Origin of the sequence: Streptomyces sp. YS-3, assembly GCF_045257485.1 — a bacterium.
GTDB lineage: Bacteria > Actinomycetota > Actinomycetes > Streptomycetales > Streptomycetaceae > Streptomyces.
On sequence record NZ_JBJHPC010000151.1, the window covers coordinates 1 to 13,304 of the forward strand.

The window sequence follows — 13,304 nt, forward strand, 5'->3', positions numbered from 1 at the left end:
CCTTCGCCACCGCGCGCAGGGCCGTCAGCAGGGGGGTCACCGCGGGCTCGTGGCGCAGGGGGATGTCCATGCCGTCCACCTCCACCGGGACGCCCGCCGCCGTCAGGGCGCGGCGCAGGGACGGCAGGGCGCGGGTGCCCGCGCGGGTGAGGACGGCGATGTCGTGCCACGGGACGCCCTCCTCCAGATGGGCGCGCCGGATGATGTCGGCGATGTTCTCCAGTTCCGTGGAGGCCGTCGGGTACGTGTACGCCTCGACGCGCCCGCCCGCGCGCACCGGCGCGAGGTCGCGGTGGGCCCGTACCTTCTCGAACGGCAGACGCGGCATCGGCATCCGACGGGTCAGCAGCCGGGTCGCCGCCAGCAGCTTCTCCCCGGAGCGGCGGGACGTCGTCAGCACCTCGACCGGCGCCGGGGCGCCGTCCGCCCGCCGAAACGTGTCCGGAAAGTCGAGGATCCCGTTGACGTCCGCGCCCCGGAACGCGTAGATCGACTGGTCCGGGTCGCCGAAGGCGACCAGCGTGCGGCCACCGCCCGCGAGGGCCCGCAGCAGGCGGACCTGAGCCGGGTCGGTGTCCTGGTACTCGTCGACGAACACCGCGTCGTACGCATCGGCCGGAGCGGGCCCGTGCGGCGGGGCGGAGGAGGAGACGTGGGACGACGTGCCGGAGTGCGGGGCGCGCTCGGCGAGCAGCACCGCCCGGTGGACCAGCTCCGCGTAGTCCAGTACACCCTGGAGGTCGAGGACATCGAGATATTCGGCCAAGAACGCGGCAGCCGCACGCCAGTCGGGCCGGCCGGTGCGCCGGGCGAAGTCGGCCAGCGCGTGCGGCCCGAGGCCCAGCTCGCGGCTGCGGGCGAGCACCGCGCGCACCTCGTCGGCGAAGCCGCGTGTGGTCAGACAGGCGCGCAGTTCGTCGGGCCAGCGCACGGAGGCGAGCCCCTCGCGCTCCAGGCCGAGCTGCCCGGCCAGCAGATCGCGTACGGCCACGTCCTGCTCGGGGCCGGAGAGCAGCCGCAGCGGCTCCGCGAACAGGTCGGCGTCCTGGTGGGCGCGGACCAGGGCGTAACAGTAGGAGTGGAAGGTGGTGGCCTGCGGGCCGCGGGCGCCGCCGAGCCGCAGCGCCATGCGGTCGCGCAGTTCCACCGCGGCCCGGCGGCTGAAGGTGAGGACGAGGATGCGCTCGGGGTCCGCCCCGGCGGCCACCCGGGCCGCGACCGCCTCCACGAGCGTGGTGGTCTTGCCGGTGCCCGGACCGGCCAGGACGAGCAGCGGCCCGTGCGCGTGGTCAACCACCGCCCGCTGATGTGCGTCCAGCAAAGGGGGGTCCACCGGCCTCAGCGGGGTACGTACCAGTCGGTACGCGCCGGCGGACCGCCGTCGTACCTGGGGGTACGTCGTACGCCCGGTGAAGGAGGAGGAGCTCACGTGGATCGCCGGTCCTGGTGGGTGTGCTGGTGATGAGGGTGCGGACGGGGGCCGTGCCGACTGTCGACGGTACGCCGAAGCGCGGCCGGGACGCAGCGAGTCATCCGTACGGGCCTGCGGTCGCCCCCGGTGGCGGCCGATGGCCGAAGCTGTCAGATATGAGCCGCCTCGCCGCCGACCTCGCGTTCCGCGCCCGTCCGCGCGGTCCCCGCCATGTCCTCGGCGTCCCCGGAACGGCTCCCGGGGCCCCGCTCGCCGCCGTCCCAGCGCGCGCGGCGCATGTCGAGGCGCGGCAGATGCCCCTCGGCGGCCCGGCCCGCCCCGCGCAGCGGCGTGGACTCCTCCCGGTAGTGACCAAGGGCACGCAGCTCGTGGCCGGGCAGCAGCGCGCCGTCCGCGCGCACCACGCGCCACCAGGGCGCGGCGGCCCCGTACAGCGCCATGACGCGGCCGACCTGCCGGGGGCCGCCCTCACCCAGCCACTCGGCGACGTCCCCGTACGTCATCACCCGGCCGGGCGGGATCTGCTCGGCGACGTCCAGCACCCTTTCGGCATACTCCGGGAGTTCCGGCAGCTCATCGCTCACCCGGTCCATCCTGCCGTACGCCACCGACAGTGCGGCCGGAAGCGGACTCCCACCGACCGCGCGCACCAGGGGCGCCAGGGGCGCGCCGCACGGCGTACGTCCCCCCGGCGCACCCTGATGCCTCCCGCCGGGGGCCGGTCATGCCACCATCATCCGGGCGGTGACCGGTGATACGAGAGCACGAAGAGCAGACCGAAGACCAGAGCGGCGAGACAGCGGACCAGACGGCGAAGGAGCGGGGCGTGCAGCCACCCGAAGCGGCGGCCGGCAGCACCCCGGAGACGGGGGCGCGGTCCGACGTACCCGCCTCCGGCGCGCAGGCCTCCTCCGCGTCCGGCCCGGAAGCGGAGTCCCAGCGCCCGGCCGGGCCCTCCCCCGCGTCCGGCGCCAGGACCGCGTCGGTGCCGCCCACGGGCGCGACGGCCGTCTCCGCGCCCCACGGGGGGGCTCGGAAGGACTTCGAGGCGTGCGAGAGCGCGGGCACCATCGAGCGTGTCTCCGTGGACGAGCCGCTGCTCCCCGCGCGCGTGCACCGCCCCTCCGACCTCGTACGCCTGATCAGCGGTGTGCTGGCCATCGCGATCGTGCTCACCATCGCCGCCATCGCGCACCACACCACCTCGGGCCTCGAACAGGACATCAGCAAGGGCTCGGACCAGGCGCCGGACGTCCTGATCCGGCTGGCCGGTCTGGTCTCCTCCATCGCCGTGCTGATCCTGCCGGTCGCCTTCGCCATCGAGCGGCTGATCAAACGCGACGGGCTGCGCATCGCGGACGGTGTGCTCGCGGCCGTGCTCGCCCACGGCGCGGCCCTCGCCACCGATCTGTGGGTGGCCAAGTCGGCGCCCGAGTCGATCACCAGCGCGCTCACCCAGCAGTCCGGCACGGGCGGTCTCACCGACCCCGTGCACGGCTATCTCGCCCCGGTCATCGCCTATATGACGGCCGTCGGCATGGCCCGCCGGCCACGCTGGCGGGTCGCGCTCTGGGCGGTCCTGCTGCTCAACTCCTTCGCGGTGCTCGTCGGCGGCCAGACGACCGCCTTCTCGATCCTCGTCACGGTCCTGATCGGCTGGACCGTGGCGTACGGAACGCTGTACGCGGTGGGCTCGCCCAATGTCCGGCCCACCGGCCAGACCCTTCTGGCCGGACTGCGGAACGTGGGCTTCCGGCCGCTCACCGCCATGCGCGCCGAGGACGTCCCGGACTCCATGGAGCAGGGCGACCGGGGGCGGCGCTACTTCGTCACCCTGGAGGACGCGCCGCCGCTCGACGTCACCGTCGTCGACCGCGAACAGCAGGCCCAGGGCTTCTTCTACCGGGTGTGGCGGCGGCTGACCCTGCGCTCCATCACCACCCGGCGCTCCATCCAGTCGTTGCGCCAGGCCCTGGAGCAGGAGGCGCTGCTCGCCTACGCGGCGATCGCCGCCGGGGCCCACGCGCCGAAGCTCATCGCCACCTCCGAGCTGGGCCCGGACGCCGTGATGCTGGTGTACGAGCACACCGGGGGGCGCTCCCTGGACTCGCTGGACGACAAGGAGATCACCGACGACCTGATGCGCAGCGCCTGGCGGCAGGTGCGCGCGCTGCAGTCGCGGCGCATCGCCCACCGCCGGCTGGCGGGCGACGCGATCCTGGTGGATCGTTCCGGCACGGTCATCCTCACGGATCTGCGCGGCGGCGAGATCGCGGCCGGCGACGTGGTCCTGCGCATGGACATCGCCCAGCTCCTGGTCACCCTGGGGCTGCGGGTCGGCGCCGAGCGCGCGGTCGCCGCCGCGGTGGAGGTGCTCGGACCCGACACCGTCGCCGACAGCCTGCCGCTCCTCCAGCCGATCGCGCTGACCCGCTCCACGCGCGCGACGCTCCGCCGCCTGGCGCGCGAGCAGGCGCAGCGCGAGCGCGAGGCCGTCATCGAGGCGTCGCTCGCGGCCAAGGAGGCGCGCGCCGCCGAGGCGGCTCAGGCCAGGCAGCGCGAGGCCGCCACGGCGAGCGTCCCCGAGGAGCAGCCGCTCGCCGCCGGGGAGGAGCGCAAGGCCGTACGGGCCGAGAACAAGGCCGTCCGCGCCGAGAAGAAGGCCGAGAAGGAGGCCATCGACGAGGCGCTGGAGAACGCGCGCGAGGAGGATCTGCTCACCCAGATCCGTGCCCAGGTGCTGCTGATCCGCCCGCAGGCGCCGGTGGAGCCGGTGCGCCTGGAGCGCATCAAGGTGAAGACGCTGCTGACGTTCGTCGCCGGGGCCATCGCCGCGTACTACCTGCTGGTGCAGATCACCCACATCAAGTTCGGCGATCTCGTCGCGAACGCGCAGTGGGGCTGGGTGGCGGCTGCCGTGCTCTTCTCGGCGCTCTCCTACCCGGCGGCGGCGGCGAGCCTGCTGGGCTTCGTCCCGGAGAAGGTGCCGTTCGCGCGGGCCGTGATCGCGCAGGTCGCGGGCTCGTTCGTGAAGCTGGTCGCCCCGGCGGCGGTCGGCGGTGTGGCCCTCAACACCCGGTTCCTCCAGCGCGCCGGGGTCCGCCCGGGTCTCGCGGTGGCGAGCGTCGGCGCCTCCCAGCTCTTCGGGCTCGCCTCGCACATCTCGCTGCTGCTGGTGTTCGGCTATGTGACGGGCACCGAGAAGACCCCGGACCTCTCCCCCTCCCGGACCGTGATCGCGGGTCTGCTGACGGCCGCCGTGCTGATCCTGGTGGTCACCGCCATCCCCTTCCTGAGGAAGTTCGTCGTCACCCGGGTGCGGTCGCTGTTCGCCGGTGTGGTGCCGCGCATGCTGGACGTGCTCCAGCGGCCCCAGAAGCTGCTCACCGGCCTCGGCGGCATACTGCTGATCACCGGCACCTTCGTGATGTGCCTGGACGCCTCCATCCGGGCCTTCGGATCGGGCACCAACTCACTCAGCTACGCGAGCGTGGCGGTCGTCTTCCTCACCGCCAACGCGCTGGGCTCGGCCGCCCCGACGCCGGGCGGTGTCGGCGCGGTGGAGCTGGCGCTCTCCACGGCCCTGACCATCGCGGGCCTGCCGGCCGAGACGGCCGCCTCCGCCGTGCTGCTCTACCGGCTGCTCACCTTCTGGCTGCCGGTGCTGCCGGGGTGGCTGTGCTTCAACTACCTGACCCGCAGGGGCGAGCTCTGACCGTGTCCGGTGCATGGCCCTGCCACCCGCATGGCCTGCGGTTTCGCGCGGGCCGCGGCTGACGGGCCCACGATGGGGAGCATGGAGAACCCCGCCGCCCCGCGTGCCGCCTCTCTCGCCACCGCCGCCGCCGCGCTGCTGCTCGCCGCCACCGGATGCTCCGACAGCGGGACCGGGGAGTCGTCCCCGGCCAAGGCCTCGTCGCTGGCCTCCCAGAAGCTGACCTGGAAGAAGTGCGGCGCGCCCTCCCAGGCGGAGGGGACCGGGGACGCGCCCTCGCCGCCGCCCGGCGGGGGCGAGTGGAAGTGCGCCACCCTGCGCGTGCCCCTCGACTACGACAAGCCCGGCGCCGGGTCCGTCGAACTCGCGCTCATCCGGGCCGAGGCCCTCGACAAGAACAGACGCATCGGATCGCTGATCTTCAACTTCGGCGGACCGGGCGGCTCCGGGGTGACCACCCTGCCCTCCGCCGCGGGCGACTACGACAAGCTCAGGGCCCGCTACGACCTGGTGAGCTTCGACCCGCGCGGGGTCGGCTCCAGCGCCCCCGTCCAGTGCGAGAACGACAACCAGCTCGACCGCTACTTCGCCCAGGACTTCACCCCCGACGACGCGGCCGAGGAGCAGTCCCTCACCGGGCACATGAAGGCGTTCGCCGCGACCTGCCAGTCCAACTCGGGACGGGTCCTGCCCCATGTCGGCACCACCAGCGCCGCGCGCGACATGGACCTGATGCGCCAGGTCCTGGGCGACGACAAGCTGTACTACTTCGGCATCTCCTACGGAACCGAACTGGGCGGGGTGTACGCCCACTTGTTCCCCAAGAACGTCGGCCGGGCCGTCTTCGACGCCGTCGTCGACCCCACCAGCACCGCCGAGCAGGGCGCGCTCGGGCAGGCGAAGGGCTTCCAGCTCGCCCTCGACAACTTCGCCCAGGACTGCGTGGACCGCGGCGACAAGTGCCAGCTGTCCGGGGCGAACGTGAAGGAGGTCGAGGCCGGGGTCGTCAAGCTCCTCGCCGACCTCGACAAGCAGCCCATCCCGGGCAGCGGCATCCGCATGCTGACGCAGACCGAGGCCACCAACGGCATCGCCCAGGCCCTCTACTCCAAGGAGTACTGGCAGCTCCTGGAACAGGGCGTCGACGAGGCGCAGGGCGGGAACGGCTCCCTGCTCCTCGCCCTGTCCGACGCGATGAACGGCCGGGCCAAGGACGGCACGTACAGCAACATCCAGGCGGCCAACACCGCCATCAACTGTGCTGATTTCAAGGACCGCTACTCGGTGGACCAAACGAAGGCCAGGCTCCCGGAGTTCCGCAAGGCGTCCCCCGTCTTCGGTGACTTCCTCGGCTGGGGCATGATCAGCTGCACCGCCTGGCCGGTGCCGGGCCAGTGGAGCACCCCCGACGTGAGCGCGCCCGGCGCGGCGCCCATCGTCGTCGTCGGCAACACCGGCGACCCCGCCACGCCATACGAGGGCGCCAGGCACATGGTGGAGAAGCTCGGAGCGGGTGTCGGGGTGGAGCTGACGTACAAGGGGCAGGGCCACGGCGCGTACAACAGCGGCAGCAAGTGCGTGCAGGACGCGGTGAACACGTATCTGCTGGACGGCAGGGCCCCGGCGGCCGGCACGGTCTGCCAGTAGCCCCGGGGCCGTGCGGGACGGACTCGCGAAGGCGTTGTCAGTGGGCCCGCCTACGATGACCGGACGTGATTCGCTTGATCCGATTCCGCGGACCGGACCGGCCTGACGTGCCGGTCCGCGGCGGGCCCGTGGGGGGCGTCCATGAACATTTTCGTACGTGTACGGCTACGTGCAGGGGTACGTGCAGGCGTACGTGCGCGGGCAGGAGCGGCGGCGGTCGTCGCCGTGCTGGCGGCCGGGCTCCTGGCGGGCTGCGACTCCGGCGGGAAGAGTCCGGACACGAGCGCCGCGCCGACGAGCACGGCCTCCGCCGCGCCCCGGCCGGACTCCGACGCCAAGGCGCGGGCGCTCCCCGAAGCGCTCACCGGGCAGCGGCCCAAGTGGAGTTCGTGTACGAGCCCGGGATGGCAGTGCGCCGAGGTCAAGGTGCCGCTGGACTACACGAAACCGGCCGGTGACACCATCTCCCTCGCGCTCGTGCGCAAGCAGGCGCGCGACAAGGACAAGCGGATCGGCTCGCTGCTCTTCGACTTCGGCGGACCCGGCGGCTCGGGCGTCGAGATCCTGCCCCGGGCCGCGAAGACCTACAGCTCCCTCAACTCCCGTTACGACCTGGTGGGCTTCGACCCGCGCGGCGTCGCCAAGAGCTCCGGCGTGGTGTGCCGGGACGACAAGGAGCAGGCGGACGCCGAGCGGCGGATCGACGCCACCCCGGACACCGCCGCCGAGGAGGCGGCCTTCCTCAAGGACGGCGCGGACGTCGGAGCGGGCTGCGCACGCCGCTCCGGGAAGGTCCTGCCGTACGTCTCGACAAGCAACGCGGCCCGGGACATGAACCTGCTCCGCCAGGTCCTCGGCGACACGAAGCTCAACTACTTCGGAATATCGTACGGAACCGAACTGGGCGGCACCTACGCCCACTTGTTCCCGCGCCAGGTGGGGCGCACCGTGCTGGACGCGGTGGTCGACCCGACCGCCGACGCGGTGGGCCACGCCCGCAACCAGGCCACCGGCTTCCAGCGGGCGCTCGACGACTACCTCAAGTCGACCGGCCAGGACCCGAAGCAGGGCACCCAGCGGATCGCGGAGCTGCTCTCGCGGCTCGACGAACGGCCGCTGCCGACATCGAGCGGGCGCGAGCTCAGCCAGACCCTCGCGCTGACCGGCATCGTCATGCCCCTCTACTCCAAGGAGAACTGGCCCTACCTCACCCAGGCGCTCGCGGAAGTGCGGGAGCGCGGCACCGGCGATCTGCTGCTCGCGATGGCCGACTCGTACAACGACCGGTCCAAGGACGGCCACTACGGGACGCAGAGCCACGCGCAGCGGGCGATCTCCTGCGACGACAGCAGGGTCCGGCCGACCGCGGCGCAGGCGAAGGCGCTGCTGCCCGAGTTCCGTCGCATATCGCCGGTCTTCGGGGAGTTCCTGGCCTGGGACACGGCCGGCTGGTGTGCGAACTGGCCGGTGCCGGGCGAGCGGGACGTTCCGGAGGCGAGCGCCCCGGGGGCGGGCCCGGTCCTGGTGGTGGGCACCACCGGCGACCCGGCGACCCCGTACGAGGGCGCGAGGAAGATGGCGCGGAAGCTGGGCCCGGGAGTGGGGGTGCTGCTGACCAACAAGGGCGAGGGCCATGGCGCGTACACGCAGGGCAACACCTGTGTGAGGCGGACCGTCGACGCGTATCTGCTGGAGGGCAAAGTGCCGGCGGACGGGACCGTCTGCTCGTCCTGACGGACCGGGCGGGGCCTGGCTCCGGTCCGGCGGGGCGGCCGTCAGGCGCGGGCGCGCTTGAGGGTGCGCAGGATCAGCCACTGGTCGCCCCACGCCATCGCCGTGCCGAGCACCGCCATCACGACGCCGACGACGAGGCTGCCGCTCGCCGCGCCCATCGCGAGGCCGGCGAGGCCGAGACCGAAGCGGACCGCGAAGCGCAGGGCGAGCAGCCCGAGGGCCAGCAGGCGGGTGCGCTTGTTCTTCCAGAGCGCCTTCATGTAGCGCATGCGGGCCCTCAGGACGGTGAACGTGAGGGCGATGTTCACGACGGCCACGACCGGGATCAGCCAGTAGACGACGGGGTAGGCGCGGGCGATGTCGAAGATCCCGGCGAAGCAGCCGACCAGCGGGAAGTACCAGTTGGGGAGGCCCTTGATCTCCGGCTGCGGGGCGCTCCGCGCCAGTGCCGCGGTCTCGGTCCGGACCTCGGCCGTCATCGTAAGGACCTGGTTCTCGACTGCCACCGTGCTCATCACAGTGCCCCCTTCGCGTGCGCTCTCCTGCTGACAGAAAGAAGCTTCGCTCAGGGGGCACCGGCCACGGCAGAGATGACCGTCCTCGGTCCCGCGGGACAAATGTCCTACGGGACGGGACGAGGATCAGTAGACGGGCTTCTCCGGCTCGATCTGGTGGACCCAGCCGATCACGCCGCCGCCGACGTGGACCGCGTCCGCGAAGCCCGCGGACTTCAGGACCGCGAGCACCTCGGCCGAGCGGACGCCCGTCTTGCAGTGCAGCACGATGCGCTTGTCCTGCGGCAGGTCCTGGAGGGCGTTGCCCATCAGGAACTCGTTCTTGGGGATCAGCCGGGCGCCCGGGATGGAGACGATCTCGTACTCGTTCGGCTCGCGGACGTCGATGATCTCGATCTGCTCGTCGGCGTCGATCCACTCCTTGAGCTGCTTGGGAGTGATGGTCGAGCCGAGCGCCGCCTCCTGGGCCTCCTCGGACACGACGCCGCAGAAGGCCTCGTAGTCGATGAGCTCGGTGACGGTCGGGTTCTCGCCGCAGACCGCGCAGTCGGGGTCCTTGCGGACCTTCACCTGGCGGTACTGCATCTCCAGGGCGTCGTAGATCATCAGTCGGCCGACGAGCGGCTCGCCGATGCCCGCGAGGAGCTTGATCGCCTCGTTGACCTGGATGGAGCCGATGGACGCGCAGAGCACGCCCAGGACGCCGCCCTCGGCGCAGGAGGGCACCATTCCCGGCGGCGGGGGCTCGGGGTAGAGGCAGCGGTAGCAGGGGCCGTGCTCGGACCAGAAGACCGAGGCCTGGCCGTCGAAGCGGTAGATCGAACCCCATACGTACGGCTTGTTCAGCAGCACGCACGCGTCGTTGACGAGGTAGCGGGTGGCGAAGTTGTCCGTGCCGTCGACGATCAGGTCGTACTGGCTGAAGATGTCCATCACGTTGTCGGCCTCAAGCCGCTCTTCGTGCAGGACCACGTTCACGTACGGGTTGATGCCGAGCACCGAGTCCTTGGCGGAGACGGCCTTGGAGCGGCCGATGTCCGCCTGGCTGTGGATGATCTGGCGCTGCAGGTTCGACTCGTCGACCTCGTCGAACTCGACGATGCCGAGCGTGCCGACACCGGCGGCGGCCAGGTACATCAGGGCCGGCGAGCCGAGGCCGCCGGCGCCCACACAGAGCACCTTGGCGTTCTTCAGCCGCTTCTGCCCGTCCATCCCGACATCGGGAATGATCAGGTGACGCGAGTACCTGCGGACCTCGTCTACGGTGAGCTCGGCAGCCGGCTCGACCAAGGGTGGCAGCGACACGTGAACCTCTATTACGCAGTCGGTCGGTATGTCAGTACGGTTGTTCTCTCCGTAACACTGCCACGCCACTTCTCATTCCGAGATACATGGTCCGATACGCGAGACGATTTCGTCCCAGTAGCCGGGCAGCGTCTCAAATGGGTTCATTTGTCCGCCGCCGTCACCGCGGTCGGTGAAGTAGATCGTTCCCGCGCCCTGCCAGCGGGCGATCCGCAGCGCCTCGTCGAGATGGGTGCGGGGCACTCCGTGGACGAAGTGGCAGAAGCGCTCCGCCGGGTGGTCGGCGGTCCACTCGGCCACCTGGGACCAGCGGTACTCGCTCCACGGACCGCTGAAGGTGACCAGCTGGTCGGCGCTCTCCGCGTAGCCCGGGTACGGCTGGGCGCCCTGGCCGAGGACCAGGTGGGCGCCCTCGCGCAGGGCCCGCAGGGTGGACACCGTGCGCCGCACCGCGGGCAGGTCGTCCCGGTCCGTGGGACAGCGGTCCAGCAGGAAGCCGTCGACGCGGTACCAGTCGAGGAAGCGGTGCGCGTCGGAGATCTGCTGTCCGAAGGGCCGTGTGCCGTACGCGGTGTCGAGGTGGCCGAGCACGCGGATGCCCGCGTTGCGCAGCTTTCCGGCGGCCTCCAGGCAGTGCGGGTCCGGCAGGGTGCCCGGCCCGTTCGCCACGTTCAGGACCGCCCAGTGCAGCGGTGTGCCGGGGCGGGTCAGCTCGGCCCACTCGACCGGGGCGACCAGGGGGTGCGCGCAGCCGGGGACGCCGAAGCCGAGCCGCCCCGAGGTCGCCGCGCGCGGGGCGCCGGTGCGGGTCAGATGCGGCACGCCGCCTCCATCCAGATGTCGGCGAGGGACTCCTCCAGGTTGATCCGGGGCCGCCAGCCGAGCCGGTCGCGCGCGGTGCGGACGTCGGCCTGCTGCCAGCTGCCGCAGCCGTCGGGGTACGGGGCGGGGGGCGCCGCCAGATGCTCCATGACGGCGTCGGCGGACGGGCGGGGCGCGCCGATGACGCCCGGGCGCAGGCCGGGGCCGGCGTCCAGCTCGTGCAGCGCGCCGCCGTACCCGGCGACCCGGGCGAGGACGGCGGCGGCGTCGCGCAGCTTGACCGAGCGGCCGGTCCCGATGTTGACGACGCCCTGGGCGGCCGAGAGGGAGGCGGCGTGCACGGCCCGGGCCACGTCGCGGACGTCGACGAAGTCGCGCTGCACGCCGAGCCCGGCGAGCTTGAGTTCCCCGTCGCCGGACTGCATGGCGCGGCGCATCGCCTCGGCGAGGCGGCCGAGCGGGGATCCGGCGGGGGTGCCGGGGCCGACCGGGGAGAAGACCCGCAGCACGATGGCGTCCAGACCGGAGCCGAGGACCAGCTCGGTACCGGCGAGCTTGCTCACGCCGTACGGGCCGCCGGGGCGCGGCACGGCGTCCTCGGCGGTGGAGGAGCCCGGCTGGGAGGGACCGTATTCGGAGGCGCAGCCGAGCTGGACGAGCCGGGCGCCGCAGCCGCTGCGGCGCAGAGCCTCGCAGACGGTGGCGACGGCGACGGTGTTGTGCCGGGTCAGTTCGCGGGCGCCGCCCCGGGTGGCGCCGGCGCAGTTGATCACGACCCCGGGGTGGACGGCGTCCAGGAAGCGGGTGAGGGCCCCCGGGCTGCCGGAGGCGAGGTCGAACCGTACGTCGGCGTCGTCGCCGCGTCCGAGCGCGGTGAGCTGCACGGCCGGGTCGGCGAGCAGGCGGTCGGCGACGAAACGGCCCAGGTATCCGTTGGCACCGAGCAGTAGCACCCTCATCGCACGGCCTTTCCGTGCGGTCGGCGGCAGGCCGGGGGCAGGGCGGTCATGTGTCTCGTTCTCCTTCGGGCATGCACGCGCGTCAGCGCGTGTGGTGCTGTGCGGGGGTCGGTGGGGGTACGGAGTGGGCCGAGGCGCGGGCGAGGACCGCGGTGGCCCGGGCGAGCAGGACGAGGGCGGCGAGGCCGCAGACGGCCGCCGGGACGGCGCCCGCGCCGGCCGCCTCGACGGCGGCGGTCACCGGGCGGGCGAGGGCGCCGCAGCCGGGCAGCCGGCCGGAGAGCACCAGCGCGAGGGCGGCGGCCTCCGCGCAGGCCGCCGCGCGCAGCGCCGCGTTGGCGGCGGGCGCGTGGCCGTGCAGGGCGAGCAGCCGCGCCAGGAAGAGCAGCGCGCCGGGCGCGGCGGCGGACGCGAACGAGCCGTGCCCGTACGCGAGTCGGCCGGTCAGCAGGACGGCGGTCAGCGCGGTCAGGAACAGGGCGACCGTGCCGAGCAGCAGGGGGCGGGAGCGGTCGGCGAACTCCCGCAGGCCGCGGCTGGTGGTGAGGCCGCGCCGGGCGCGTACGGCGAATTGGCGGGCGCACCAGCCGGCGGGGGCGACGGCCAGGGCGAGGCCGACGGCCGCCGCCGGGTCGGCGCCCCAGCCGTCGGGCGCGCCGGGGCCGCCGTCCGGGCCGCCCGCGACCAGCGCGTCCAGGAGGCCGTTGCCCGCGACGGCGTAGACGGCGAGCCAGAGTGCCCACGGCACTCCGGCGCCGCGTCCGGTCCGCAGGGGGCCGCACCGGACGGCGTACGCGAGGGCGGCGCCGACGGCGGCGGCCCCGGCGGCGATCACGGCGGGGCGCGCGCCGCCGACGGTGAGCCGGGCCGCCGTCACGGTGAGCGCGCACAGGGCGCCGGGCAGCAGCGCCCGCAGCACCCGGAACACCCGCCCGGCGGGCCGGGGCGCGGGTTCCAGGTCGTGGCGCGGCGGTTCGGTGCCGCGCGGCACGCGCGCGTAGAGCTCCTCGGCGAGCGAGAACACGTCCCGGTGCCGGAAACGGGCGGCGGTCCGGTCGGTCACCCCGTGCGCTTCGAGCCCGGCGGCGATCTCCAGCGGGTCGACGGCCCGCTCGCACAGGTCCCGGTGCCGGTGCATGAGCGCCTTGACGGGGTCGGCGGGGCCTCTGCGGGGG

At 73.2% G+C, this 13,304-nt stretch carries 10 protein-coding genes; 3 read left to right on the forward strand and 7 right to left on the reverse strand.

Features of this window, described 5'->3' with window-relative positions; all coding sequences use genetic code 11:
• Together ACJA3G_RS15140 and ACJA3G_RS15145 are read right to left on the reverse strand one after the other, a co-directional pair.
• Window positions 1–1,429, reverse strand: a 1,429-nt coding sequence (locus tag ACJA3G_RS15140) for an ATP-dependent helicase (RefSeq protein WP_406553496.1), incomplete at its 3' end; no start/stop codon positions are given.
• A 152-nt stretch (window positions 1,430–1,581) separates the two neighbouring features.
• Window positions 1,582–2,025, reverse strand: coding sequence for an MGMT family protein (locus ACJA3G_RS15145; RefSeq protein ID WP_406553504.1), 444 nt, complete (start codon window positions 2,023–2,025; stop codon window positions 1,582–1,584).
• A 233-nt stretch (window positions 2,026–2,258) separates the two neighbouring features.
• Between ACJA3G_RS15145 and ACJA3G_RS15150 the strand changes: the two genes are divergently transcribed.
• The 3 genes from ACJA3G_RS15150 to ACJA3G_RS15160 all read left to right on the forward strand — a co-directional run bounded on the left by ACJA3G_RS15150 (window position 2,259) and on the right by ACJA3G_RS15160 (window position 8,528).
• Entirely contained in the window at window positions 2,259–5,147 is a 2,889-nt protein-coding gene (locus ACJA3G_RS15150) for a lysylphosphatidylglycerol synthase domain-containing protein (RefSeq protein ID WP_406553497.1), read from the forward strand.
• 81 nt (window positions 5,148–5,228) lie between these two features.
• Window positions 5,229–6,794, forward strand: coding sequence for an alpha/beta hydrolase (locus tag ACJA3G_RS15155; RefSeq protein WP_406553498.1), 1,566 nt, complete (start codon window positions 5,229–5,231; stop codon window positions 6,792–6,794).
• A gap of 141 nt (window positions 6,795–6,935) precedes the next feature.
• Window positions 6,936–8,528, forward strand: a complete 1,593-nt coding sequence (locus tag ACJA3G_RS15160; RefSeq protein ID WP_406553499.1) for an alpha/beta hydrolase — start codon at window positions 6,936–6,938, stop codon at window positions 8,526–8,528.
• Window positions 8,529–8,569: 41 nt separating this feature from the next.
• On the opposite strand, the gene ACJA3G_RS15165 is transcribed toward ACJA3G_RS15160, so the two are convergent.
• The 5 genes from ACJA3G_RS15165 to ACJA3G_RS15185 all read right to left on the reverse strand — a co-directional run.
• Complete coding sequence (locus ACJA3G_RS15165; RefSeq protein WP_406553500.1) at window positions 8,570–9,043, reverse strand: hypothetical protein; 474 nt, start codon at window positions 9,041–9,043, stop codon at window positions 8,570–8,572.
• A gap of 126 nt (window positions 9,044–9,169) precedes the next feature.
• Window positions 9,170–10,348, reverse strand: coding sequence for an adenylyltransferase/sulfurtransferase MoeZ (gene moeZ / locus ACJA3G_RS15170; RefSeq protein ID WP_406553501.1), 1,179 nt, complete (start codon window positions 10,346–10,348; stop codon window positions 9,170–9,172).
• A 72-nt stretch (window positions 10,349–10,420) separates the two neighbouring features.
• The gene (locus tag ACJA3G_RS15175; RefSeq protein ID WP_406553502.1) at window positions 10,421–11,170 is read right to left on the reverse strand and encodes a spherulation-specific family 4 protein; all 750 of its coding nucleotides are present in this window, start codon (window positions 11,168–11,170) and stop codon (window positions 10,421–10,423) included.
• Window positions 11,158–12,129, reverse strand: coding sequence for an NAD-dependent epimerase/dehydratase family protein (locus ACJA3G_RS15180; protein WP_344075203.1), 972 nt, complete (start codon window positions 12,127–12,129; stop codon window positions 11,158–11,160). The genes ACJA3G_RS15175 and ACJA3G_RS15180 overlap by 13 nt, the downstream gene beginning before the upstream one ends.
• An 82-nt stretch (window positions 12,130–12,211) precedes the next feature.
• On the reverse strand, window positions 12,212–13,304 hold a 1,093-nt coding region (locus tag ACJA3G_RS15185), incomplete at its 5' end, for a hypothetical protein (RefSeq protein WP_406553503.1).